The sequence below is a fragment of the Rhizobium sp. BE258 genome (assembly GCF_031457345.1).
Lineage (GTDB): Bacteria > Pseudomonadota > Alphaproteobacteria > Rhizobiales > Rhizobiaceae > Rhizobium.
This window is the reverse complement of record NZ_JAVDWL010000007.1, coordinates 88,319-112,727: the sequence shown is the minus strand read 5'-3', so window position 1 is coordinate 112,727 and position 24,409 is coordinate 88,319. Positions and strand designations below refer to the sequence as shown.

General features: G+C 62.6%; 26 protein-coding genes. 15 read left to right on the top strand and 11 right to left on the bottom strand.

Going from position 1 to position 24,409, the window contains the following annotated elements; all coding sequences use genetic code 11:
- Complete coding sequence (locus tag J2X43_RS23125) at positions 1-1,113, top strand: pyridoxal phosphate-dependent aminotransferase (RefSeq protein ID WP_310297882.1); 1,113 nt, start codon at positions 1-3, stop codon at positions 1,111-1,113.
- Between the two features lie 129 nt (positions 1,114-1,242).
- Here the strand turns inward: J2X43_RS23125 and J2X43_RS23120 are convergent, their stop codons facing one another.
- Complete coding sequence (locus J2X43_RS23120) at positions 1,243-1,509, bottom strand: tetratricopeptide repeat protein (RefSeq protein WP_112517129.1); 267 nt, start codon at positions 1,507-1,509, stop codon at positions 1,243-1,245.
- A gap of 440 nt (positions 1,510-1,949) precedes the next feature.
- Here J2X43_RS23120 and J2X43_RS23115 point away from each other — a divergent pair, with 440 nt between their 5' ends.
- The 3 genes from J2X43_RS23115 (at position 1,950) to J2X43_RS23105 (ending at position 4,356) form a co-directional block, all read left to right on the top strand.
- On the top strand, positions 1,950-2,288 hold the full coding sequence (locus J2X43_RS23115; protein WP_112537575.1) for a DUF2147 domain-containing protein: 339 nt from the start codon (positions 1,950-1,952) through the stop codon (positions 2,286-2,288).
- A 320-nt stretch (positions 2,289-2,608) separates the two neighbouring features.
- Positions 2,609-2,788 carry a hypothetical protein gene (locus tag J2X43_RS23110; protein ID WP_112390767.1) on the top strand — a complete coding sequence of 60 codons (180 nt, stop codon included), beginning with the start codon at positions 2,609-2,611 and terminating at the stop codon, positions 2,786-2,788.
- Between the two features lie 59 nt (positions 2,789-2,847).
- Positions 2,848-4,356, top strand: coding sequence for an AMP nucleosidase (locus J2X43_RS23105; RefSeq protein ID WP_112517130.1), 1,509 nt, complete (start codon positions 2,848-2,850; stop codon positions 4,354-4,356).
- A 2-nt stretch (positions 4,357-4,358) separates the two neighbouring features.
- Here J2X43_RS23105 and J2X43_RS23100 read toward each other — a convergent pair whose 3' ends face one another.
- Positions 4,359-4,571, bottom strand: coding sequence for a hypothetical protein (locus J2X43_RS23100; RefSeq protein WP_310297878.1), 213 nt, complete (start codon positions 4,569-4,571; stop codon positions 4,359-4,361).
- A 153-nt stretch (positions 4,572-4,724) separates the two neighbouring features.
- Here J2X43_RS23100 and J2X43_RS23095 point away from each other — a divergent pair, with 153 nt between their 5' ends.
- From J2X43_RS23095 to J2X43_RS23080, 4 genes are read left to right on the top strand one after another with little or no spacing between them, the layout of a single operon-like run.
- Positions 4,725-5,099, top strand: coding sequence for a YciI family protein (locus J2X43_RS23095; protein ID WP_310297876.1), 375 nt, complete (start codon positions 4,725-4,727; stop codon positions 5,097-5,099).
- Positions 5,096-5,455, top strand: coding sequence for a YciI family protein (locus tag J2X43_RS23090; RefSeq protein WP_310297872.1), 360 nt, complete (start codon positions 5,096-5,098; stop codon positions 5,453-5,455). The genes J2X43_RS23095 and J2X43_RS23090 overlap by 4 nt, the downstream gene beginning before the upstream one ends.
- 4 nt (positions 5,456-5,459) lie before the next feature.
- Positions 5,460-5,819 carry a YciI family protein gene (locus J2X43_RS23085; RefSeq protein WP_310297869.1) on the top strand — a complete coding sequence of 120 codons (360 nt, stop codon included), beginning with the start codon at positions 5,460-5,462 and terminating at the stop codon, positions 5,817-5,819.
- Between the two features lie 3 nt (positions 5,820-5,822).
- Positions 5,823-7,067, top strand: a complete 1,245-nt coding sequence (locus J2X43_RS23080) for an RNA polymerase sigma factor (protein ID WP_310297865.1) — start codon at positions 5,823-5,825, stop codon at positions 7,065-7,067.
- Here the strand turns inward: J2X43_RS23080 and J2X43_RS23075 are convergent.
- Positions 7,035-7,997, bottom strand: a complete 963-nt coding sequence (locus J2X43_RS23075; protein ID WP_310297863.1) for a lysylphosphatidylglycerol synthase domain-containing protein — start codon at positions 7,995-7,997, stop codon at positions 7,035-7,037. The genes J2X43_RS23080 and J2X43_RS23075 overlap by 33 nt on opposite strands.
- A gap of 85 nt (positions 7,998-8,082) precedes the next feature.
- On the opposite strand from J2X43_RS23075, the gene J2X43_RS23070 reads away from it, so the two are divergent.
- Together J2X43_RS23070 and J2X43_RS23065 are read left to right on the top strand one after the other, a co-directional pair.
- Positions 8,083-9,087, top strand: a complete 1,005-nt coding sequence (locus J2X43_RS23070) for a glycosyltransferase family 2 protein (protein WP_112390759.1) — start codon at positions 8,083-8,085, stop codon at positions 9,085-9,087.
- Between the two features lie 7 nt (positions 9,088-9,094).
- Entirely contained in the window at positions 9,095-10,603 is a 1,509-nt protein-coding gene (locus J2X43_RS23065; RefSeq protein WP_310298676.1) for a glycosyltransferase family 39 protein, read from the top strand.
- On the opposite strand, the gene J2X43_RS23060 is transcribed toward J2X43_RS23065, so the two are convergent.
- Complete coding sequence (locus tag J2X43_RS23060; RefSeq protein WP_310297859.1) at positions 10,600-11,967, bottom strand: aspartate aminotransferase family protein; 1,368 nt, start codon at positions 11,965-11,967, stop codon at positions 10,600-10,602. The two genes, J2X43_RS23065 and J2X43_RS23060, sit on opposite strands and share 4 nt — an antisense overlap.
- A gap of 83 nt (positions 11,968-12,050) precedes the next feature.
- Between J2X43_RS23060 and J2X43_RS23055 the strand changes: the two genes are divergently transcribed.
- On the top strand, positions 12,051-13,403 hold the full coding sequence (locus J2X43_RS23055) for a glutamine synthetase family protein (protein ID WP_310297856.1): 1,353 nt from the start codon (positions 12,051-12,053) through the stop codon (positions 13,401-13,403).
- A gap of 1 nt (position 13,404) precedes the next feature.
- Here the strand turns inward: J2X43_RS23055 and J2X43_RS23050 are convergent, their stop codons facing one another.
- Positions 13,405-14,349: a diacylglycerol kinase family lipid kinase gene (locus J2X43_RS23050; protein WP_310297853.1), complete on the bottom strand. Its 945-nt coding sequence runs from the start codon at positions 14,347-14,349 to the stop codon at positions 13,405-13,407.
- Between the two features lie 305 nt (positions 14,350-14,654).
- Between J2X43_RS23050 and J2X43_RS23045 the strand changes: the two genes are divergently transcribed.
- Positions 14,655-15,872 carry an MFS transporter gene (locus J2X43_RS23045; RefSeq protein WP_112540586.1) on the top strand — a complete coding sequence of 406 codons (1,218 nt, stop codon included), beginning with the start codon at positions 14,655-14,657 and terminating at the stop codon, positions 15,870-15,872.
- On the opposite strand, the gene J2X43_RS23040 is transcribed toward J2X43_RS23045, so the two are convergent.
- Positions 15,840-16,235 (bottom strand): helix-turn-helix domain-containing protein, encoded by a 396-nt coding sequence (locus tag J2X43_RS23040; RefSeq protein ID WP_112540585.1) that lies wholly within the window; start codon positions 16,233-16,235, stop codon positions 15,840-15,842. The genes J2X43_RS23045 and J2X43_RS23040 overlap by 33 nt on opposite strands.
- 103 nt (positions 16,236-16,338) lie before the next feature.
- Between J2X43_RS23040 and J2X43_RS23035 the strand changes: the two genes are divergently transcribed.
- Positions 16,339-17,352: a zinc-binding alcohol dehydrogenase family protein gene (locus J2X43_RS23035; protein WP_310297848.1), complete on the top strand. Its 1,014-nt coding sequence runs from the start codon at positions 16,339-16,341 to the stop codon at positions 17,350-17,352.
- A 297-nt stretch (positions 17,353-17,649) separates the two neighbouring features.
- Entirely contained in the window at positions 17,650-19,023 is a 1,374-nt protein-coding gene (mgtE, locus tag J2X43_RS23030; protein WP_310297845.1) for a magnesium transporter, read from the top strand.
- On the opposite strand, the gene J2X43_RS23025 is transcribed toward mgtE, so the two are convergent.
- From J2X43_RS23025 to J2X43_RS23005, 5 genes are all read right to left on the bottom strand, one after another.
- On the bottom strand, positions 19,004-19,813 hold the full coding sequence (locus J2X43_RS23025) for an ABC transporter ATP-binding protein (protein WP_310297843.1): 810 nt from the start codon (positions 19,811-19,813) through the stop codon (positions 19,004-19,006). The two genes, mgtE and J2X43_RS23025, sit on opposite strands and share 20 nt — an antisense overlap.
- The gene (locus J2X43_RS23020; protein ID WP_310297838.1) at positions 19,806-20,807 is read right to left on the bottom strand and encodes an iron ABC transporter permease; all 1,002 of its coding nucleotides are present in this window, start codon (positions 20,805-20,807) and stop codon (positions 19,806-19,808) included. The genes J2X43_RS23025 and J2X43_RS23020 overlap by 8 nt, the downstream gene beginning before the upstream one ends.
- Positions 20,804-21,796 (bottom strand): iron ABC transporter permease, encoded by a 993-nt coding sequence (locus J2X43_RS23015; protein WP_310297835.1) that lies wholly within the window; start codon positions 21,794-21,796, stop codon positions 20,804-20,806. Before J2X43_RS23015 ends, J2X43_RS23020 begins: the two co-directional genes overlap by 4 nt.
- A 27-nt stretch (positions 21,797-21,823) precedes the next feature.
- Complete coding sequence (locus tag J2X43_RS23010; RefSeq protein WP_112390748.1) at positions 21,824-22,756, bottom strand: ABC transporter substrate-binding protein; 933 nt, start codon at positions 22,754-22,756, stop codon at positions 21,824-21,826.
- Between the two features lie 107 nt (positions 22,757-22,863).
- Positions 22,864-23,337 carry an Lrp/AsnC family transcriptional regulator gene (locus J2X43_RS23005; RefSeq protein WP_310297831.1) on the bottom strand — a complete coding sequence of 158 codons (474 nt, stop codon included), beginning with the start codon at positions 23,335-23,337 and terminating at the stop codon, positions 22,864-22,866.
- A 142-nt stretch (positions 23,338-23,479) separates the two neighbouring features.
- Here J2X43_RS23005 and J2X43_RS23000 point away from each other — a divergent pair, with 142 nt between their 5' ends.
- On the top strand, positions 23,480-24,385 hold the full coding sequence (locus tag J2X43_RS23000; RefSeq protein ID WP_310297828.1) for a DMT family transporter: 906 nt from the start codon (positions 23,480-23,482) through the stop codon (positions 24,383-24,385).
- Positions 24,386-24,409 lie beyond the last annotated feature (24 nt).

The window sequence follows — 24,409 nt, the reverse complement described above, 5'->3', positions numbered from 1 at the left end:
ATGTCCGCCTTTTCGCGCTTCACGCCGCTGGTCAGCTCCCTGCCCTCCACCGTTCCCTTCGTCGGCCCCGAAGCCATCGAGCGCCAGCGCGGCCTGAAGGTTGCTGCCCGCATCGGCGCCAATGAAAACGGCTTCGGCCCGGCGCCTTCCGTGCTCGCCGCAATGCGCGAGGCGGGCGGTGATATCTGGAAATACAACGATCCGGAGAATTTCGAGCTGCGCGAGGCGCTGGCCGCCCATCTCGGCGTCACATCAGCCAATATCGCCATCGGCGGCGGCATCGACGAACTGCTCGGCCAGATCGTCCGGCTGGTGATCGAACCCGGCATGCCCGTCGTCACCTCGCTCGGCGGCTATCCGACTTTCAACTTCCATGTTGCCGGTTTTGGCGGGCGCCTCGTCACCGTTCCCTATGTGAACGACCGGGAAGATCTCGATGGCCTGCTGGATGCGGTGAAGCGGGAGAATGCGCCGCTCGTCTATTTCGCCAATCCTGACAATCCGATGGGAAGCTGGTGGGACGCCGACAAGATCGTCGCCTTTGCCAGAGCGCTGCCCGAAACCTGCCTGATGGTGCTTGACGAGGCCTATAGCGAGACGGGACCGGCGAGTGCCCTGCCCTCGATCGAATCCCTGATCGACCTGCCGAACATCGTGCGCACCCGCACCTTCTCCAAGGCCTATGGCCTGGCCGGCGCCCGTGTCGGCTATGTGATCTCGACGCCGGGCACCGCCCGGGCTTTCGACAAGATCCGCAATCACTTCGGCATGAACCGGCTGGCGACCGCCGCAGCCCTCGCCGCCCTGAAGGACCGGGCCTATCTGGCCGAAGTGGTCGGCAAGATCCACGCAGCACGCGAGCGCATCTCCGACATTGCGCGGGCAAACCAGCTGTCGCCGCTGCCTTCGGCCACCAATTTCGTGACCGTCGATGCCGGGCGTGACGGCACCTATGCGCGCGCCATCGTCGATGGGCTGATGCAGCATGGCGTGTTCATCCGCATGCCCGGTGTCGCGCCGCTCAACCGCTGCATCCGCGTCAGTGTCGGACCGGAAGCCGATATGAACCGCTTCGAGGCAGCACTTCCCGAAGTCTTGCACACGCTCGGCTAAAATGGAAAAAACCGCGCCGGCCTTGTTTCTGCCGGTCGCGGTTCCGTTCTCCTGGCGCAGGCCCGGTCAAGGTGCCCGCCATTCCCCTCGTTTCGAGGTTGTTATTCTTGTCTGATTTTTCGTTGCAGCTTAGTGGATGGTCATCCACTCGCGAGCGGCGCGGAGCGCCTCGACCAGCTGCATCTTGCTCATCGAAGCCGCGACGTCGGCGCGCAGGTCGACGGCCCGGTCGCTGCCCTTGATGGCGGCGATGTTCAGCCACTTGTGCGCGGCGACCAGATCGACTTCGCAGCCGCGGCCGGTTGCATACATCAGACCCATTTCGCAGAAGACGTCGGCGTTTCTGTCGCCACCCATGGTGGCCATTTCAGCATTGTGCATTTCAAAGCGTGCCATCGGTTTTATCCCTGTTTAGCCTGTTGTCGACTTGCCCTGTTTTACCGTCCGGGCCGTGCCGTCTATCGCGGCTTTCGGTCCCTTCGGTTCGGCGGGTTTGCCCCGCTCGTTTGATGGCTCCACTATGCCGCGGGGCTTTCAAAAAACGCCTAAAATGCATGATTAATTTGAGACAAACAAAGTCCAAACGCTTGGTAAACTTGGGTTTTTGTTAAACATCGTGATGCCTGCAAATTAAGGAGTTTCGAGACAATTTTACGAAAGATTCAGATTTGAAAATCAACGCTTCGTTCACCACGAAACGAGCTGCCCAAACGACAAATCGGAAAATCTGCAGCTTCGGCCCCCTTGAAAACCCGGCATTTCCCGGCTTTCCGATATTTACCTTTACGTTCGCGTCAGTTATTTTTCGCGCGGGTTTGGACATCAGGGAGGAAAAGATGATCCGCACATTTATTATCGCAAGCGCGCTGGCGCTTTCGGCAGGGCTCGCCCATGCGGACGAGCCGATCGTCGGCAACTGGAAGACAGCGTCTGGCGATACCGCCCAGATCGCGGCTTGCGGCGGCAGCTATTGCATAACGCTGAAAAGCGGCAAATTCTCGGGCAAGAAGATCGGCACGCTGGCGGGCACCGGCAGTACCTATGACGGCGAGATCACCGACCCCAAGGACGACAAGACCTATAGCGGCTCCGGCAGCGTGTCCGGCGATACGCTGCGGATGAAGGGCTGCGTGATGAAGGTGCTCTGCAAATCGCAGACCTGGACGCGGCTTTAGGATTGATTGGAGCCACCGTTCCTGTTCGCCGGAACTAAAGCAACCTTCCGTGCCCGGAGCCCCCTCATCCGCCCTTCGGGCACCTTCTCCCCGCTGGGGAGAAGGGATCGAGACGTTGCGGCACTTCCCTTCTCCCCAGCGGGGAGAAGGTGGCGGCAGCCGGATGAGGGGGCCGCAGGCGCCGTGCCCGCCCCCTCATGAGGGCCCCCAAAACCCTCCCCATTTTCCTGAACGCCAAATGAACCGGCATCTCAGCACCCGTTCAGCCGCACCGTGTCAAAAGAAGGGCAACGATCAAGGGCGCATACGGGTTAGGGAACATGGACGTGCTCATTCTGGCAAGACGCTTCACCATCATCACACTCTCGGCAGCCGTCTTCGCGGTGGCGTTTTCGGCAGCGGTGGTTCGCGGTGGCGGCGGTGGCGCCCAATCGCATTTCGGGGCGAACTATACCTGCGCCGAAATCAGCAGCCCGTTCTGCTCAGGCGCTCCCAAATAATCTCATTTTCGCCTTCCGGGCGTCGCTTGCTTGTTAAAACCGGCGCTCTATAATGCGCCATGAGCACACGAATCTCTCCGCTAGCACCCCTCGACATCTCGTCTCCGCCCGCCTTTGAACCGCAAAGCTTCGACGATCCGGCCAAGGCCGTGGATGCGCTGACCGAGCTTTACGAGCGCAACACCGCCTTCCTGATCGACAGTTTTGCGACCCTTGCCAAGGGCGCGCCGATCACCGCGCGGCACCGGGCCTTCTATCCGCAGGTGAGCATCGAGACGACGAGCTTCGGCCATGTCGACAGCCGCCTCTCTTACGGCCATGTGACATCGCCGGGCGTCTACACGACGACGGTGACGCGTCCTAAACTCTTCCGGCATTATCTCAAGGAACAGCTGGCGCTTCTGATGAAGAGCCACAATGTTCCGGTCATCGTCTCCGAATCCTCAACGCCGATCCCGCTGCATTTCGCCTTCGGCGAAGGCGCCCATGTCGAGGCCTCCGCATCGGCCTTCATGGATATTCCGATGCGTGATCTCTTCGACACGCCGGATCTGAACACCACCGACGACGAGATCGCCAACGGCGAATATATTCCGCCGCCCGGCGAGCCATCGCCGCTGGCGCCATTCACGGCGCAGCGCATCGACTATTCGCTCGCCCGCCTTTCCCACTACACGGCAACCGGCGCGCAGCACTTCCAGAATTTCGTTCTGTTCACGAACTACCAGTTCTACATCGACGAATTCTGCAACTGGGCGCGTGGCGTGATGGCCAATGGCGGCGGCGAAGAGGGCTACACCGCCTTCGTCGAGCCCGGCAACATCATCACCCATGCGGGTTCCAGCACGCCGGAAGGCGATGCGACGCCCGGCCGCCTGCCGCAGATGCCTGCCTATCACCTCAAGAAGAAGGGGCACGGCGGCATCACGATGATCAATATCGGCGTCGGCCCTTCCAACGCCAAGACGATCACCGACCACGTGGCCGTGCTTCGCCCGCATGCCTGGCTGATGCTCGGCCACTGCGCCGGTCTGCGCAACAGCCAGCGGCTCGGCGACTACGTGCTGGCCCATGCTTATATGCGCGAAGACCACGTTCTCGACGACGACCTGCCGGTCTGGGTGCCGATCCCGGCGCTCGCCGAAGTGCAGGTGGCGCTGGAAGCGGCCGTTGCCGAGATCACCGGTTACGAGGGCTTCGAGCTGAAGCGTATCATGCGCACCGGCACGGTCGGGACCATCGACAACCGCAACTGGGAACTGCGCGATCAGGCAGGCCCGGTGAAGCGGCTGTCGCAGGCCCGCGCTATTGCGCTCGACATGGAATCGGCAACGATCGCCGCCAACGGCTTCCGCTTCCGCGTTCCCTACGGCACGCTGCTCTGCGTCTCCGACAAGCCGCTGCATGGCGAACTTAAACTGCCCGGCATGGCGACGGCCTTCTACCGCACGCAGGTCAACCAGCATCTGCAGATCGGTATCCGTGCCATTCAGAAGCTGGCGGCCATGCCGCCTGAAACGCTGCATTCGCGCAAGCTGCGCAGCTTCTTCGAGACGGCATTCCAGTAAGCTCAATCGTCAATGCTCCGGTCCGCAGTCATCTGCGGGCCGTTTTTCTCGCGCGGGACCATGTCCACTGCGCCGATGATGGCGATGAATAGCAGCACCGCGATCACAAACCGCGGCAGGAGCTGCGGCTCTTCTCGCTCGTAGAACTCGTCTGCCGTCATCTTCGGCTTACGTCTCGCCACCCAGCTGGCGATCGCGACCTCAAGAATTTCCATCGTCTCTGCTCCCTGATGTTATCGATGGAGCTTGTCGGCTGGCCGCTGCAGGTTTCGACATTGCGTCTCGAAGAAAGATTTTTTCTCCCGCTGTCGATTTGCGCTTAGTCTCGTCGTCCAGGAGCTGATGAGGCAGCCAGGAGGAAAGCCGCGATGCGATATCTGTGCCAGGTGTGGTTCGAGCCGTCGGTGCTCGAGCGGATGACGAATGAAGGAAAGCAGACGCTCGACCGAGATTCGGCGGCCTATGACCGCCACCTTGAAGCCAGCGGCCACATGATCCATGCCGAAGCCCTGCAGCACCCGGGCGCTGCGGTCACCGTCAAGGTCCGCAACAGCGAGATGTCGGTCACCGATGGCCCTTATGCCGAGACGAAGGAACAGCTCGGCGGCTTCATCCTCATAGAGGCAAAGGATCTGAACGACGCCATCCGGGTTGCCGCCGGCATTCCGCTTGCCAGATATGGCAGTATCGAAGTCCGCCCGATCCATGATTTCAAGAGCGGCCTTCGGGAGGCGACACCATGAAATTTCTCTGCCAGATCTGGTTCGATACCGAGAAGAGCAAGCTGGTGCCCCAGGAAAAATGGGATGTGCTGACGCAGAAGTGCATCCTCAGCGACAACCGATGGCGTGACAGCGGCCATCTGATCACGGCGCTGGCGCTGCGCGATCCGGAAACCGCGGTTACGGTGCGGGTCCGCGATGGCGCTTTGTCTGCAACCGACGGGCCGTTTGCAGAAATCAAGGAGCATCTCGGCGGCTTCGTGCTGATCGAGGCGAAGGATATGAGGCAGGCCACCGAGATCGCCTCGGCCTTCCCGATCGCCGACTATGCCTCGATCGAGGTCCGGCCCGCCTATTCCATCCAGGACAGGGAGTGATCCGATGCGTTATGTCTGCCTGATCTACAATTCGGCCGATAGCGACGGGACGCTGACACAGGCCGAGACGGACGAATTGATCAAGGCGCATGTCAGTTTCGACGAGGAGCTTCGCAGCAAGGGCGTGATGATCCATGCCGATGCGCTGGAGATGCCTGACAAGGCGACAGTGCTGCGCGTGCGCGACGGGAACCTTCATGCGACCGACGGCCCCTATGTCGAGACCAAGGAGCATCTGGCCGGCCTATACATTATCGAGGCAGCCGACGACCACGCTGCCCGGCGGATTGCCGCGCGCATTCCCTCGGCCCGCTTCGGCGCGGTCGAACTGCGGCCGGTGCGGACGCTTGTGATACCGGAGTAGCGCTTGGAGACCGCAATCGAGGAGATCTACCGCACGCAGTCGCGCCGGGTTCTGGCAACGCTGATCCGCCTGCTTGGCGATTTCGACCGGGCGGAGGAAGCGCTGCACGACGCCTTTGCGGAGGCGGCCCGCAGCTGGCCGCGTGACGGCATTCCCGGCAATCCCTCCGCCTGGCTGATCTCGACAGGTCGATTCCGGGCGATCGATCACATCCGCCGCCGCGCCCGTTTCGATGCGTCGGCGAAGGACATCGAAGACAGCCTCTACGGCACGGCGGAAACCATGGAGGCTGGCGAGATGGACGCGATCGGCGACGACATGCTGAGGCTGATCTTCACCTGCTGCCATCCCGTCATCCCCGCCGACGCGCAGATGGCCATGGCGCTGCGGGAAATCTGCGGACTGACGACGGAGGCGATCGCCCATGCCTTCCTGGTTCCAGCGCCGACGGTGGCACAGCGCATCGTTAGGGCGAAGAACAGAATTCGCGCCGCGAAGATCCCCTATGAGGTGCCGGAGCGCGATGCACTGCCCGAACGGCTGGATCGCGTCCTGCATGTCATCTATCTGGTTTTCAACGAGGGCTATTCGGCCTCATCCGGCAGCGAGATCGTCCGCACTGATCTGACCGGCGAGGCGATCAGGCTCGCTCGGCTGATGATAACGCTTCTGCCGCACCCCGACATCGAGGGACTGCTGGCGCTGATGCTGCTGCAGAATTCACGCCGGACAGCGCGGCGCGGCGCGGATGGCGGCCTTGTCCTGCTTGCAGATCAGGACCGGGGCCTCTGGGACCGGAAAGAGATCGCCGAGGGCCTCGATCTGCTCGACCGCGTCATGGCGCATCCGGAGATCGGCCTTTACACCGTGCAGGCGGCGATCGCCGCGGAACATGCCAAGGCCGGAACGCCCGAGGCAACCAACTGGCGGCGCATTGCCGCCTATTACGACCTCTTGATCGCGGCACAACCGTCGCCCGTTGCGGAGCTCAACCGTGCTGTGGCGATCGCCATGACCGAAGGCTATGCGCGCGGGATCGAAATCATCGACGGCATCCTGCAGGCGGGCGAACTCGAAACCTATCACCTGGCACATTCCGCCCGCGCCGATTTCCTGCGCCAAGTCGGCCGCAGGGAAGAGGCAATCAGCGCCTACCGGCGCGCCCTGTCGCTCTGCAGGCAGGAGCCGGAAAAGCTGTTTCTCAGACAGCGGATATCAGAGCTTGCGGCGGCGGCCGAAGGGCAGTGAAATGGCCGTGCCTGTCAGGGCCGAGACAATGATCAGCAGATGCGCGTTGACGCTCGCCTGTGCCAGGGCGGCAAGTGCTGCCTTTTCCCCGGAGGCACCGAAGGCGACAGCGCCGGCGGTGATGCCGGCCGGATAGGTGCCCACCCCGCCCGGTGCATGAACCGGAAGTACAGAGGACAACTCCCCCCCCAGCGCGCCGCCGAAGCTTGCCGCCAGCGGCAGAACGCCCATGAGGCTGAGAGCCCAGGCGAGAACCAGCACCTTCACCAGCCAGTTCACCGCCGTCATCGCCCAGGCACGGGCAAAGGCGATGCCATTGACCGGTAGACCGTTTTCGATCTCGGCCAGAAAGCCCTGAGCTTTCTTCGGCGCCAGCTTGAAGCCGAGACGCAGCAGCGGCTTGCGAACGGCAAATGCAGCGACCGGCAGCAGCAGGAAGACAGCCCAAATAACCCATGCGATCAAGGCATTGCCGGCGGCGCTTGCAAAACCGATTCCGGCTGCCGCAAGCAGCGCATGAAGATCGAGAAGCCGCATGACGAGCAGCGCCGACGTGCCACGGGCGAGCGGAATGCCGAATTCCGTGCGCATCAGCAGCGGGAAGCTGGTCTCGCCGCTCCGGAACGGCAGCATGATATTCAAGAGATTGTGGATCTGCGTGACGCGGAACAGGGTGCGGAACTGGCCCGCGGTTTCGCGTGGAAAATAATCGAGGATGCGCCAGGTGCGCAGGAAGTAGGTACTGGTCAGCAGAACAAGCGCGATCAGGATCGGCAGCACGCCGACGGCAGCCCATTGCGCCAGGATCGAGGACCAGCCCCAGAACCATTCGATGAAAAGCGCATAGGCTGCGACAATCACGACGGTCAGCAACGTCATGCGATTGCGTGCGAACCAGGATTGTCGGCTAGCGCCAGCCGGAGAGTTCATGTAGTAGGCATCCTGACTTTCGCGGCCGAAACAGCCGCCTGCTTGGCCATGACGGGCCTTTTAGGAGCAATAAGAGTTGCAGACAATGTCAGAGTCGCTCGTGAGCGCAAATGATGCCGGTGCACCGCTTGAGCTTTCGCTCGTGGTACCGGTTTTCAACGAAGAAGAAAGCGTCGGTCCACTCGTCGAGCGCATCGTCGAAGCCATGGCCGGTTATGCGAGCCCGTGGGAACTGATCCTCGTTGACGACGGCAGCACGGATGCGACGCTGGTCAATGCGCGCCACTACGTCGGCCGCAACGGACTTGCTCTGCGCATCGTCGCACTGCAGCGCAATTTCGGCCAGACGGCCGCCATGCAGGCCGGCATCGACGCCGCGCAGGGCCGCCTGATCGCCACCATGGACGGCGACCTGCAGAACGATCCGAAGGACATCCCTTCGATGGTCTCCGAGCTCGAACGCCGCGAACTCGACCTTTTGGTCGGCTGGCGCAAGAACCGTCAGGATGGCCTTTTGCTGCGCAAGATCCCCTCCTGGTGCGCCAATTACCTCATCGGCCGCATCACCGGCGTCAAGTTGCACGATTACGGCTGCAGCCTGAAGATTTATCGCGCCTCGATCATCAAGCAGGTCAAGCTGATGGGCGAGATGCACCGTTTCATTCCGGCCTGGGTCGCCGGCGTCGTGCCGAGCTCGCGCATCGGCGAAATGCCGGTCACCCATCACGCGCGTCAGCATGGCGTATCGAAATACGGCATTTCCCGCACGTTCCGGGTGATCCTCGACCTGCTCTCGGTGATGTTCTTCATGCGCTACAAGGCGCGGCCCGGCCACTTCTTCGGTTCGCTCGGCCTCGGCTTCGGCGCGATCGCAGCCCTGATCCTGTTTTATCTGTTCGTCGACAAATTCATTATGGGCCACGACATCGGCACCCGCCCGATGCTGATGGTCGGCGTCGTCTTCCTGCTGTCCTCGGTGCAGCTGATCACCACCGGCATCCTCGCCGAAATGATCGCCCGCACCTATTACCGCGACGACGCCTCGCCGAACTATATCGTCCGGCAGATCTTCGATGGAAACGAAGCTTGATCCATCAATGACCGCTTCAAGTCAGGCGAGGACAACAACGGTTCCCGCCTGGCTGTTTGCCCTGCTCGCCTCCTACTTCGCTGTTCACGTCGTCGTTCGCCTGATGTTGCCGGCTACGCTCGGCATCGATGAGGCCCAGCAGGTCTTCCGCCTGCAGTGGCTTGCAGCCGGCTATGGCGAACAGCCACCCTTCTACAATTGGCTCCAATACGCGGTTTTCTCCGTCGCCGGTGTTTCCGTGGCAACGCTGGCGATCGTCAAGAATGCGATGCTGTTCGGTGCCTATGTCTTCTTCGCGCTGACGGCACGGATGTTGCTGCATGACCGGATGCTTGTCGTGGCCGCGACTCTGGGTCTGCTGACGATCCCGCAGGTCGCCTTCGAGATGCAACGCGATCTTACACACTCGGTCGCCCTGTTCTTCGCAAGCAGCATGTTCATCTACGGGTACGTCCTGACGCTGAAGCGCCCGAGCCTTGCCTCCTATGCGCTGACCGGCCTCGCAATCGGCATCGGAATGCTGTCCAAGTACAATTTCCCGCTCCTGCCGGCTACCGCTTTTCTGGCAGCGCTGACCGGCAGCTGCATGCGGAAACGCATCTTCGACCGGCGGTTGCTGGTGACTGCTGCAATCGCGATCGCTCTGCCGCTGCCGCATGCGCTATGGCTGAAGGATCATCTGACGGCAGCATCCGAGGGAACGCTGGGCAAGCTGACGGAGAATGATGCCGCAAACTATCCGTTGCAGCTGCTGGCCGGGATGGGCTCGTTCGCAGAGGCTATTGCCGGATTTGTATTGGCCACCGCGCTGATCTTCGCAGTCACGTTCCGCAAAGCCCTGTTTAACAGCCTTACTGCCTCGTCACGCGACATCGCGCTCGTCGAACGCATTCTCTTGTTTTCGGCAGTCGCCATTCTCGCTCTGATCGTCTTCGGCCACGCCACCAACATCAAGGGTCGCTGGCTCATTCCGATTCTCTTCGTTGCTCCGCTCTATCTGTGCATGAAGATCGAGGCGGCCGGCGTTGTTTCATGGCCGGGTGTGCAGCGGCTCATGGCCATCATCGTCTTCGCGATGGTCGCTCTGCCGATCGCTATGGCCGGGCGGATCGTGACTGCGGGTCTCACTCACAATTACGAACGCGGCAACGTCCCCTATCGCGGCCTTGCCGAGATGCTCAAGGCTCAGGGATCGCCAGGGCTGATCGTCGTCACCAAGGACTGGACGGGGGGCAATCTCCGGCTTCAGTTTCCCGATGTCCCCGTGATCTCGCCGCTCTACCCGCCAGGCGGCACGAAGATTGACGCCGCGGAAAACCAGCCAATGCTTCTCGTATGGAATATCGAAAGCAAGGATCAGCCGGTGATCCCGCTGAGCCTCAGGGAATGGCTCACATCGCAGAAGATCACGCCTGCCCCCCAGGCTGTCTCTGTCGACGTGCCCTATCACTATGGGGCCGATGGCGACACCTATCGCTTCGGTTATGCTTGGGTAGACGGCTCGCGGAGCCGTTAGCTCCGCAACTCCTTCCACGCCGCATCAAGCGCGATCTTTGTGATCCTCGCCATCTCGTCCACCTCGGCGTGGCTGATCACCAGTGGCGGAGAGGCGAGCATGCGGTCGCCGGTGGCGCGGAGAATCAGGCCATTGGCGAGCGCGTGGTTGCGCACCAGCGAGCCGATAGCATCAGGCTTTTCGAAGCGGGTACGGGTCTTCTTGTCCGACGTGAGCTGCAGCGCGGCCATAAGGCCGACGCTTGCGGCTTCGCCGACGAGGTCGTGATCGGCCAGTGCGTTCCAGGCCTTGGCGAAATAGGGGCCGATGTCGTCGCGGACGCGCTCGACCAATTTTTCCTCTTCGATGATGCGCAGGTTTTCGAGCGCAGCGGCGGCGCAGACCGGGTGGCCGGAATAAGTGAAGCCGTGGTTGAAATCGCCGACATCGTTGATCAGCACGTCAGCGACGCGATCCGAAACCAGGACGCCGCCGATCGGCAGATAGCCTGAGGACAGGCCCTTGGCGATCGGGCAGAGATCGGGCTCGACACCGTAATATTGATGGCCGAACCATTCGCCGAGGCGGCCGAAGCCGCAGATCACTTCGTCGGTGACGAGCAGGATGTTGCGCGCCTTGCAGATGCGGGCGATCTCCGGCCAGTAGGTTTCCGGTGGCACGATGACGCCGGCCGCTCCCTGGATCGGTTCAGCGACGAAGGCTGCGACATTCTCCTCGCCGAGTTCGTCGATCTTCGCTTCCAACTCGCGCGCCACCTTGAGGCCGAATTCGGTCGGCGTAAGATCACCCCCCTCCGCGTACCAGTAGGGCTGGCCGATATGGACGATGCCGGGGATCGGCAGGTCGCCCTGCTCGTGCATGTACTTCATGCCGCCGAGGCTGGCGCCGGCAACGGTCGAGCCGTGGTAGCCGTTCTTGCGGGCGATGACGATCTTCTTGGACGGCTGGCCGATAGCGCTCCAGTAGACGCGGGCCATCCGGAACCAGGTGTCGTTGGCCTCGGACCCGGAGCCGGTGAAGAAGACATGGTTGAAGCGCGGCCCGGCATGGGCGGTGACCTTCTCGGCGAGCAGCGTCGTCGGCGTGCTCGTGGTGCCGAAGAAGGTGTTGTAATAGGGCAGCTCGTTCATCTGCCTGGCGGCGGCGTCGGTGATTTCCTTGCGGCCATAGCCGACATTGACGCACCAGAGACCGGCAAATCCGTCCAGATATTTCTTGCCGCTGCTATCCCAGATATGGACGCCTTCGCCGCGCTCGATGATGCGCGTGCCGCCGGCATTCAGCTTTTTCATATCCGAGAAGGGATGCAGATGATGGGCGGCATCGAGGGCGGCGAGATTTGAGCGCTGGTAAGTATCGGACATGATTTGCGAAACACCTGCAGAGATTGAAAGGATCTTCCCAATGGGTTACGACCTTGGCCTGCTCAGAGGGGATTTTCAAGATCATGACGGCTGACAAGATGCACGGCAAAGCTGCGGCTGACGAGCCCTGGGTCGAAATCATGCTTGTCGGCATGAACGGCGACCTGCGCGGCAAGCGAATTCCGCTCGAGGCGCAGAAGAAAATCTGGACCGGCGACGTGCGCCTCCCCTCCTCGACGCAATCGCTTGATATCTGGGGCGACGACAATGACGACATTACCGGCCTGTCGCTGTCGATCGGCGATCCCGACGGAAACTGCATTCCCGACAAGCGCAGCCTGGCACCGATGCCCTGGGCGCCGGAGGGATCGATGCAGGTCTTGGCGACGATGCACGAATTCGACGGCACGCCGAGCTTCATGGATCCGCGCGCAATCCTGTCTTCGGTCCTGAAGCGTTACGACGAACGCGGCCTGACGCCGGTCGTGGCGACAGAGCTGGAATTCTACGTGGTCGAACAGGACTGGCTGGAGACCGGCTATCCCTCGCCGCCGAAGAAGCTCACCTATCGCGGCGAGCCGAACGGGTTCCAGCTCTACGACATGAGTGCCACCGATACGCTCGACGATTATCTGCGGACTGTGCGCAGCTATGCGAGCGCGCAGAACCTGCCTGCCGACGCGACGATGGCGGAATTTGGCCCCGGGCAATTCGAGATCAACCTGCTGCACCGGCCGGACGCGCTGGCGGCGGCCGACGACTGCATCTACCTGAAGCGCATTGCCGAACAGGCGGCGAGACGCCATGGGTTGAAATCGACCTGCATGGCCAAGCCCTATTCCGATCATGCCGGGTCCGGCCTGCATGTGCATGCCAGCATCATCGACAAGGACGGCCGCAACATCCTGGATGCCAAGAGCGGCGATCCGAAGCGTCTGAAGTCCGTCACGGCAGGCATGCTGAAGACGATGCGCGAGGCGCAGCTGGTCTTTGCGCCCTTTGCCAATTCCTACCGCCGCTTCCAGCCGGGGTCCTTCGCGCCTGTCGATCTCACCTGGGGATACGGCCATCGCGGCACGGCGATCCGCATTCCGGACATGAACGGGCCGGCGGCGCGTGTCGAACACCGGGTCGCGGGGGCCGACGCCAATCCCTACCTGTTGCTCGTGGCCATTCTCGGCGGCATGCTGCTCGGACTCGACGAAGAGCTGGATCCCGGCGCCGAAACCACGCCGTCGCACGTGCCTGAGAATACCGAGCGCCTGACGCACGACTTCCTGACCGCGGTCGAGGCCTTCCGGGCCTCGCCCTTCATCAAGGACGTATTCGGAGAAGGCTATCAGAAGCTTTATGGCGATACGAAATACAAGGAAGCGCTGATCTCGCTGCGCACCGTCTCGGATTTCGACTACCGCACCTACCTGCCGCGCATCTAGACTAAGCGGCAGGCTCGCGGCGTTCGGTCTCGTGCTTTTGCGCGGCCAGCCCCTGGCGGACGAGAACCTTCAGCTCGCCCGGATGCAGTCTCAGCCGGATATCGCGCGCCAGCGGCAGCAGTTCGCCGTCCATGACGCAATTGGCCTTGGCCCGCATCTTCGGGAAATGCAGGTTCACTTCGGCCGGGTGCATGACCATGATGTCGGCATTGTCGCGCACCTTGCCGCGAAGCATGTCGAAGGCAAGCTTGGCGACACCGAGCGGCTTCAGCGGCTTGGCGGTGTAGAAGCCCAGTTCGCCGCTACGCAGATCATCGGCATAAAGCAGCGCATTCTCGCCGAAGGGATTGTTGGAGACCGACACCGCCGAGACACGGCGCCGTTCCCGGACGCCCAGCGCTTCGAACTCGACCTCGAATTCCGGCGGGTTCATCACTACGCCGAGGGCAGCACGGGTGCTGGCGCGCATCTTTCCAAGCCGGGAGCGGAAACTGTAGGAATTGCGGTAGCGCACCATGCGGGCATGCAGCCCGGCTGAAAACTGGTGGATGAAGGGCCGGTCGTTGGCGCTGGCGATATCGACATTGTCGACCTCGCCATAGGCCAGGACATCGAGCGCTTGCCAGATATCCAACGGCACTTTCAGCGAGCGGGCGAAAAGGTTCATAGTGCCGGCCGGAACGACACCTAGAGCAACGCCGTTCTTCCAGGCGATAGACGCGGCCGCCGAGATCGTTCCGTCGCCGCCGCCGGCGACGATGCCATCGATATCATCGCGGCGTGCTGCCCGCTCCATGGCGGGAACGATTTCCTTGCCGGGAAAGACGATCGCCTCGAAATCGTGGCCGGCTTCGCGGAACGTCGCCTCGGCCTTTTTCTCGTAGGCTTCCATATCTGTCGTCCGGAACGTCCCGCCATCCTTATTGAAAAAACCGACAAGCTTCATGCAGCGTTCCGTTCCCCGTGACACATCCCACCGATGTCACAGCTACAGATGGTCGCTAGCTCAATGATTTCAAGCGGCAAGGCTGCCGGGCTCAACACGGCCGCACAGGCGCGAAATGCTAATATAGCAATGGACGTATGCAGATAGCAGGACGCTGCGCTGCAAAAAACGCACTCGACGCTCTCGCGCCAATCAGGGATAAAGTGCAGAATGGAGGCACGTACCTCCCTTCCCGCCATAGACAGGCCGACTTCCGCGCTGAACGCCCGGAATGAGAAGCCTTTGAGACATGCCCAGGAGCTCCCTTGAGCCAGATTGCCGTAAACGATTCTATTGATGCGCCCGTTGCAGAAGCGCCGTCGCCGATGGCGGTCGCGCTGGTGCAGCTGGCGCTGGCATGCGGCGGCTTCGGCATCGGCACCGGCGAATTCGCGATCATGGGCCTGCTGCCGAATGTGGCGAGCACCTTCTCCGTTACCACGCCGCAGGCGGGTTACGTGATCAGCGCCTACGCACTCGGCGTCGTCATCGGTGCGCCGGTGATTGCGGTGCTCGCTGCCAAGATGGCGCGGCGCTCGCTGCTGCTTCTGCTGATGGGCGTCTTTGCGATCGGCAATATCCTGAGCGCGATGGCACCGACCTTCGAGAGCTTCACGCTGATGCGCTTCATCACCGGCCTGCCGCACGGCGCCTATTTCGGTGTCGCGGCAATCGTCGCTGCCTCGATGGTGCCGGTGCACAAGCGGGCCCGCGCCGTCGGCCGCGTCATGCTCGGCCTGACGATTGCCACGCTGCTCGGCACGCCGCTCGCCACCTTCTTCGGGCAGTCGCTGGACTGGCGCGTCGCCTTCACCACGGTCGGCGTCATCGGCGTCGTGACGGTGGCGCTGATCTGGTATTACGTGCCGCGCGATCAGGTTGCCGAAGGCGCGAGCTTCATGCGCGAACTCGGCGCTTTCAAGCGGCCGCAGGTGCTGTTGACGCTCGCCATCGCCGCTGTCGGCTATGGCGGCATGTTCGCGATGTTCAGCTATATCGCCGATACGACGATGAAGGTTGCGATGCTGCCCGCCAGCATGGTGGCCGTGATGATGGTGCTGTTCGGCATCGGCATGAATGTCGGCAACGTGCTGGGATCCTGGCTTGCCGACAAGTCGCTGATGGGCACGATCGGCGGCTCGCTGATCTTCAACATCGTGGTGCTCAGCTGCTTCTCGCTGACCGCGGCCAATCCGGTCATGCTCGCAGCCTGCGTGTTCCTGACCGGTTGCGGCTTCGCGGCAGGCCCTGCCCTGCAGACGCGCCTGATGGACGTGGCAGCCGATGCGCAGACGCTGGCCGCCGCCTCCAACCATTCCGCCTTCAACATCGCCAATGCTCTCGGTGCCTGGCTCGGCGGCCTCGTCATCGCCTGCGGCTATGGATACGCCTCGACAGGCTATGTCGGTGCCTTCCTGTCGTTCCTGGGGATCTTCGTCTTCGCCGCGTCGCTACGCCTGGAGCGCCGTAGCCGGAGCGCCTGAGGCTTCGCGCAATTCCATGCCATCGGGGCGGCAGAACACGTGTTCGTCGCCCCAGGCAGCCAAGGCCTTGATGACCGGCTTCAGCGTTTCACCGAGCGGCGTCATCGCATATTCAACCCGCGGCGGCACCACCGGATAGACTTTTCGCGAGATCAGTCCGCAATCTTCCAGTTCCCTCAACTGCTTCGTCAGCATGCGCTGGGTAACGGCGGGCAGCTTGCGGCGCAGCTCATTGAAGCGCAGCGTTCCATCCATGAGATGGAACAGGATCACGCCCTTCCACTTGCCATCGAGAAAGCTCAGCGTCGCCTCCACCGGACAGCCGGGGAAGTTCTTCGTCAGCTTGGCACGGGGCAGCGACATTTGACGGTATCCTTTTGGGTACTACGTACAGAATTTGTGCATTCTTGCGCATCTTGAACATAAGACGCATTTAGCCTCTGTGCAACGAATACAGGAGTTTCCCATGCGCGCCGTCGCCTACAAGACGCCCCAGCCCATTGCCGCCGAAACCTCGCTCGTCGATGTCGAGCTGCCGGTGCCCGAAGCCAGGGGACATGATCTGCTGGTCGAGATCAAGGCGATCTCCGTCAATCCCGTCGACGTCAAGATCCGCGCCAACGTCGCTCCGCCCTCGGGCGAACTCAAGGTCATCGGCTGGGATGCGGCCGGCGTGGTCAAGGCCGTCGGCCCCGATGTGACGCTATTCCAGCCGGGCGACGAGGTCTTCTATGCCGGCTCGATCACCCGCCCCGGCTCCAATGCCGAATTCCACCTCGTCGATGAGCGCATCGTCGGCCGCAAGCCGAAGACACTGGACTTTGCCGCCGCCGCCGCCCTGCCGCTGACCTCGATCACCGCCTATGAAGCGCTGTTTGACCGGTTGAAGGTGCAGGATCCGGTCCCGGGCGCGGCCCGCTCGCTGCTCGTCATCGGCGGCGCCGGTGGGGTCGGCTCGATCACCATCCAGATCCTGCGGGCGCTGACCGATCTGACTGTCATCGCCACGGCGTCACGGCCGGAGACGCAGGAGTGGGTCAAGGAACTCGGAGCCCATCACGTCATAGATCATTCCAAGCCGATCGCCGCGCAGGTCGCTGCGCTTGGTCTTGGCGCACCGGGCTTCGTCTTCTCGACGACGAATACCGACCAGCACCTCGCCGACATCGCCGAGGCAATCGCGCCGCAGGGCCGTTTCGCGCTGATCGACGATCCGAAAGTACTCGACATCATGCCGTTCAAGCGCAAGGCGAATTCGGTGCACTGGGAACTGATGTTCACCCGGCCGATCTTCGGCACGCCCGATATGATCGAGCAGCATCATCTCCTGAACAAGATTGCCGAACTCGTCGATGCCGGGGAAATCCGCACGACGCTGACCGAGACGGTGGGCACGATCAATGCGGCGAACCTGAAAAAGGCGCATGGAATGATCGAGACCGGCAGGACGAAAGGCAAGGTCGTTCTGACCGGATTCTGAGCCGGGAACGCGCCTCTCAATCTCCCGTAAATCATGCCTTGAAGAATGCCGCGCTTAATGGTGCGGCATTCTGCCATTAACCGCATATCCCAGTTGACTTTTTTAGCGTTCGGGACCACCTACGTCACACGCGTACAGCAGCAATTGCCGGGCGCGGATATCAACGGAGCCATCATCAAGATGCCAAGCGACAGTAGCAGTCGATTGCCTTTGCCGTACGCGGCCGTTTCGCGCTGACCTGGTAGCTCCGGGCTCGCCCGATCGGACGCTACGGCGGATCGACGGAAAGGCGAGCTAATGAACATCAATCGCTTCCCCCTGCGGGCCGGCAATGCCGCGCGCGCCTTCATGACCAACAATAAAGTTGCGACCATCGCCGAGCGCGTCGAGTCGTTGAATTCGCTCGCCCCTGCCGAGGCAGCCCGCATCTTGTCGAAGATGCCGCAGGAATATGCCGTAAACATCCTCGACCGGCCGGAAATGCGCCATGCCGCCGCGATCCTCGGCGTCATGGATCGCGCCGATGCCGCACGCCTGCTGCACGGCATGTCGAACGACCGCGTTGCCGACGTTCTGCTCGAGCTCGACGTCGATACCCGCACCCGCCTCTTCAACAGCCTCGAAGAGCCTGTCCGGGTCGCCATCCAGCATTTGATGGGTTATCCGCCCCGCACCGCAGGCAGCATCATGACGACCGAGTTCGTCAGCGTGCCCGGCAACTGGACGGTCGAGCAGACGCTTGCCCATGTGCGCCATGTCGAGCGGTCGCGCGAGACCGTCTATGCCATCTATGTGCTGGACGAGAATTCCGGCGCGCTGATGCATGTCGTGACGCTCCGCCGCCTGATCACCGGCGAGCCCGATGCCTCGATCCTGACCGTCGCGCAAAAGGGGACGCCGGTTGCCGCCAACGCGCTGATGAAGCAGGAAGACGTGGCACGGCTGATCCGCAAGCACGACCTTCTGGCTCTGCCCGTCATCGACGATCACGGCCTGATCCTCGGTATCGTCACCGTCGATGACGTGATCGACACGATGATCGCCGACACCACCGATGGAGCCCAGCGCTTCGGCGGTATGGAGGCCCTCGGCAAGCCCTACATGAAAATCAGCTTCGGTGGCATGATCCGCAAGCGCGCCGGCTGGCTTTGCGCCCTCTTCCTCGGCGAAATGCTGACGGCAAGTGCCATGCAGCATTTCGAAGGCGAGCTTGAGAAGGCCGTGGTGCTGACGCTGTTCATTCCGCTGATCATGAGCTCGGGGGGTAATTCCGGCTCACAGGCGACGTCGCTGATCATCCGGGCGCTGGCCGTTGGCGAGTTGAAGCTTTCCGACTGGTGGCGGGTGTTGCTGCGCGAACTGCCGACCGGCATCGTGCTTGGCGCCATCCTCGGCCTCGTCGGCATGACCCGCGTGTTCTTCTGGCAGACGGCCGGGCTCTACGACTATGGCCCGCACTGGATCCTCGTCGGGTTCACGGTCTTCTCGGCGCTGATCGGCATCGTCACCTTCGGCTCGATCTCGGGCTCGATGCTGCCGTTCATCCTGCAGCGCATGAAGCTCGATCCGGCCACGGCATCGGCCCCGTTCGTCGCAACGCTGGTCGATGTAACAGGCCTGGTGATCTACTTCTCGGTCGCCCTGCTGATCCTCACCGGGACGCTTCTCTAGAGGCGATCGGCAGGCACAGCGGCGTGCCGTCAACCGGATGCGGCACCACCGCCGCATCCACTCCAAACACGGTCTTTATCAGCTCCGGCGTCAGCAAGGCGCCGGGGCTTCCGGCCGCGTGGATGCCGCCATCGGCAACGGCGATGATGTGATCGGCATATTGCGCCGCATGGTTCAGGTCATGGACGACCATGACGACGGTGCGGCCGCCGTTACGGTTGAGATCGCGCAGCAGTTCCAAAACTTCCAGCTGATGGGCGATATCGAGATAGGTGGTCGGCTCGTCGAGCAGCAGGATCGGCGTCTCCTGCGCCAGCGCCATGGCAATCCAAGCGCGCTGACGCTGGCCGCCGGAGAGACGGTCAAGCGGGCGCGAGGCGAGATCGACTAGACCGGTGGCGGCAAGCGCGTGATCGACGATCTCCTCGTCATGCGAGCTGGGGCGCGACAGCAGGCCCTTATGCGGGTGGCGGCCGAAACGGCAGAGCTGACGCACTGTCAGACCATCGGGAGAAACCGGGCTCTGTGGCAGGAGCGCTAGCTTCTGGGCGATCGCCCGGCCCTGCATCGACGATATTTCCTTGCCGTCGAGATAGACGGTGCCTGCCTCCGGTGCGATGATGCGTCCGAGCGCTTTCAGCAGCGTGGACTTGCCGCTGCCATTGGCGCCGATCAGCGCGGTGATCTTTCCGTCGGGAATGGAGACATCGATATTCTCGAGCACCCTGATGGCAGCGTATCCAAGCGTCAGCTTCTCGCCGGCAAGGCGGGATTGGGCAGCACTACTCATGGCGGCCGGTCTCCTTGATGAGCAGGAAAATCAGATAGGGTCCGCCGATCACCGCGGCGACGATCCCGGCCGGGATCTCGTTCGGCAGGGCGATGAGGCGTCCAGCGAGATCGGCAGCCGACAGCGCCAGTGCGCCCATCAGTGCGCTCGATGGCACGAGATGCCGGGCGCGCGGACCGACAAGCAGCCGGGCAGCGTGCGGCGCCAGCAGACCGAGGAAACCCATGCCGCCAACGCTGGCGACGGCGCCTGCGCATAACAGCACGGAAACGGCGATCAGTCCGCCCCGCAGCCGGGCCGGCGGCATGCCGAGGCTGACAAGCGTCTCATCGCCAAAGCCGCTGGCATCGAGACGTGCAGCGGCGAAGAGGACGAGCGGCAGGCAGGCGAACAGCCAGAGGCCGAGCACCAGCACGCCGGTCATCGAACTGCCGTAGACGCTGCCAGCAAGCCAGACCATCGACTGGTCGGCACGGGTCGGGAAGATCACCATCACATACTGGATCAGCGCCTGTGCCAGCATGCCGAGCGCCACGCCCACCAGAGCCAGCGCCGCGATACCGCCGCCGAAGGTGCGGCCGATCAGCAGCAGCAGTCCGGCACCCAGGATCGCGCCTGAAACGACACCGGCCGGGATCGCCCAGATCGCCCAGGCAGGCGGCGCCATCATGCCTGCCAGGAAGGCGCCGAGCCCGGCGCATTTGGTGATGCCGACGACATCGGGAGAGGCCAGCGGATTGCGCAGCGCGCCCTGCAGGAAGACACCGGCCAGACCGAAGGACGCCCCTGCAAGGATGGAGACGGCGACACGTGGGGCGCGGTATTGCATGACGATGAAGGCATTCTTGCCGCCGCCGATGCCATCGAGCACCTGGCTAATACTCAGGGTCACGGCCCCGACAGTCATGCCGAGAATGGCGAGGACGGCAATGAGAACGGCGATGGTAACGCAGACCGTCAGCGCCCGCGTCTCTTTTCCAGCGAGTGTGCTCATCTGACCCTCTGGCGCCAGAGGATAAGCAGGAAGGCAGGCGCGCCGATCAGCGCCGTGACGATGCCGACGGGCATTTCCTGGGGATAGGCGGCAACGCGGCCGAGGAGATCGGCGGCATTGAGAAGCAGCGGCCCGGCGATGGCGCTGAGCGCAATCAGCGTCAGCTGATCCCCGCCCACCAGCCGCCGGATGATATGCGGCACCAGCAGGCCGATGAAGCCGATCGGGCCGCTGACGGCGACAGCGGAACCGGCCAGCACGACGATGAGAAAGGCCGCGAGTCCGCCGACGCGGCGCGCATTCTGCCCGAGCGACAGGCCGGTGGTTTCATCCAGCGCCAGCACGCCGAAATGGCGGCCGGCCAGAAGTGCGATTCCGCCGCCGATGAGCGTGAAGGGCAGGATAATCCAGACTTTCTCCCATTGCGCGCCGTTGATCGATCCGGCCAGCCAGTAGACGATATCCTGCGCCGCATTGTTGGCGATCAGGATCGCCTGGACGAGGGCCGCAAGCACGAGCTGAATGGAGATGCCTGCCAGCGCCAGCTTCATGTCGTTCATGGCGCCGGAGACGGAGAGCGCCCACATGGCGAGGCCGACTGCCGCGGCACCGACGAAAGCCGGCCATACCGTTCCGGCACCACGCAATTCCGGCAGGGCGATCAGGCAGAGAACGATGACGAGCGAAGCCCCGGCATTGATGCCGAAGGTTTGCGGCGAGGCGAGCGGATTGCGCGTCAGCGTCTGGATCAGCACACCTGCCACCGCCAGATTGGCCCCGATCATGACCGCCAGCAGCGCCCGCGGCAGGCGCACATCCCAGACGAGCGCACTATCGGGGGAGCCGTCGGGCGATACGAGCAACGACAGCGCATGCCGAACCGGCAGTTCCGAAACGCCGAAGGAGACGGCAGCGACGATGATCGCGGCGAGCGCCATCAGCAGCAGGCAGCCGAGCGCGACCGGTTGCAACCGTCTCTTCCCCGCCATCGCTGCTGCCTTGCCGCCCACCAGCGGTTACCCGGCCTTGTAGACTTTGGCGAGGATTTCGCCAGCGATCATCTCGGCGGTCTTCAGGCCGCGGAAGCGCGAGAACTGGTTGCGATCGACCTCGAAGATGTTGCCGCTTTTGACAGCCGAGATATTGGTGAAGGCACTATTGCTCTTCCACTGATCGAACACCGTGCCGCCGGCATCAGTCGCAACCAGGAAGACGTCGGGATTGACGGCGATCAGACGCTCGAGGCTGGCGCCGCTCTCGACTGCATCCGTCGAGTCGATGGCCGGCGTCAGGCCCATGGCCTTGAATACCGAGCCGGTGAAGGATGCCGATGTGTGGAGGCTCATGGAATCGGCATTGGCGACAGCGAGCAGGAAGCGGCGCTTCTCGCCTGCCGGGATCTTGGCAACGAGGGCGGCGATCACCGCATCATGATCGGCAACCGCCTTTTCACCCTTGTCCTTTTCGCCGAGCGCATCGGCGATGGTCACCACGCCTTCCTTGATCGTCTGGTAGCTGCCCTCCCAGCTGTTCAGCACGATCGTCGGCGCAATGGCGCTCAGCTGTGCGTAGATTGCCGAATGGCGGAGCTGGTCGGCAATGATCAGGTCTGGTGCGAGCGCGCTGACGAGCTCAAGGTTCGGCTCAAGACGGGTACCGACGGAGCTGTATTCCACCTTCTTGCCGAGCAGCTGCTCGATGCGCTTCGGCTGGTTGTCATCGGTAATGCCGACAGGCACGACGCCCAGCGCATCCAGCGACTGGACGAAGGAGAATTCGAGCGCGACGATGCGCTGCGGCTTGCCGGTGATTTCGGTCGAACCCAGGAGATGCGTGATGGTGCGTGCGGCATCATCGGCCAGTGCCGGAGCGGCGACAGTGGCTGCGGCGGCGGCGCCAAGGAGAAGGCCGAACTGGCGGCGTGAAATCGAATTCTGAAACAGGCTCATGTCAAACTCCCAGCTGAAAACAGCAGCGGGGCGTTGATCCCCGCTCTCAAATTTCCGCTACAGAATTGACGCCGACACTTCAAGTAAAGTTTACAAAAATAATCACCTTATTTTGCGTCCGGCAATTTCAGGGCTCCGTGGGTCTTCATGCTGCGGATCGCGAAGTTCGACCGGATGTCGCTGACATTCGGCAATGTCAGCAGCGTCTCCGTCAGCAAACGCTCGTAGGCTGCGAGATCCTCGACCACGACCTCGGCCAGGAAATCTGCCGTGCCCGATATCAGGAAGCAGGAGACGATTTCGGGAATGGCAAGGAGCGCCGCCTGCTGCGCCTCGGAATTCTCGCGGGTGTGATGCGCCACCTTGAACTCGACGAAGACGGTGAGGCCGAGGCCGACTTCCTTGCGGTCGATGTCGGCGCGGTAGCCGCGGATGACGCCGGACTTTTCGAGGTTGCGGATGCGGCGAAGGCAGGGAGACGGCGAGAGGTTGACCTTCTCGGCGATCTCCACGTTGGTGGCCCGCGCATCGTCCTGAAGGCACTTCAGAATAGCGATGTCGAATTTATCGAGATTTGGCATATCCGCTCATTTCTAGTGACCTTATTGGCATATCATTGCTGATACCATGATCTGGGCGCCAGAGATAGCAAGGACATGCCCCGGCCTTTCGGCCTATCCTTTTCTCAACCGGAGATGATCCGGACGTGCGGAGGATAGCGCGATGACCAGCTTAACCATCACCAACGAAAAGTCCCCTTCCCCCATTCCCGGCTATATCGGCGGAACCGTCACCGTGCTCATCTGGGCGTCGTGGTTCCTGGCGACCCGCCACAGCGTCGCAACCCCGCTCGGCTCGCTCGATATCGGGCTGATCCGCTATGGCATTCCGGCGCTGGCGCTGGCACCGGTATGGCTGAAGACCGGGCTATTGCCGAAGGGTGTGCCGCTGCATCTTCTGGCGCTGATGGTTGCCGGGGCCGGCGCTGCGTTTTTTCTGCTGACGACGCTGGCGATCCATTCGACGCCCGCCGCCTCATCCGGCATCCTGCTCGGCGGCTCGATGCCGCTGGCGACGGCCCTGATCGGCATCGTCATCTTCGGCGAACGGCCCGACCTGACCCGCAAGCTCGGCCTTGCCGCCATCGTCGGCGGTGTGCTGATCCTGCTGTTGCGCAGCCTGTCGGATGCCTCGCTGCCGTGGACGAGCTTCGTCCTGCTCCCGGCCGGTGCCGTGCTCTGGGCGAGCTATACGCATGCCTTCCGCCGCAGCGGCCTCACCGCTCTGCAGGCAAGCGCTCTGATCGCCATCTGGTCGTTCCTGATCATCGGCGTGCTTGCGCTGATCTTCGGCACCTCGCTGGCAAAGGCGAGCACCGCTGATATCGGCCTGCAGGTGCTGAGCCAGGGCGTGCTCTCGGGCCTCGTCGCGATGCTTGCCTATGGCACGGCGGTCAAGACGCTTGGTGGCACGCAGGCTGCGGCCTTCACGGCGCTGACGCCCGTGCTGGCAACCATCGGCGGAAGCGTGTTTCTGGGAGAACCGGTCGGCGTTGCCGAAGTGACCGCCGCTGTCATGACGGGCATCGGCGTGGCGCTCTCGACCGGGATTGCCGCCAGGCGGCATTGAATGGATCGAACGATAAAAGCCCGG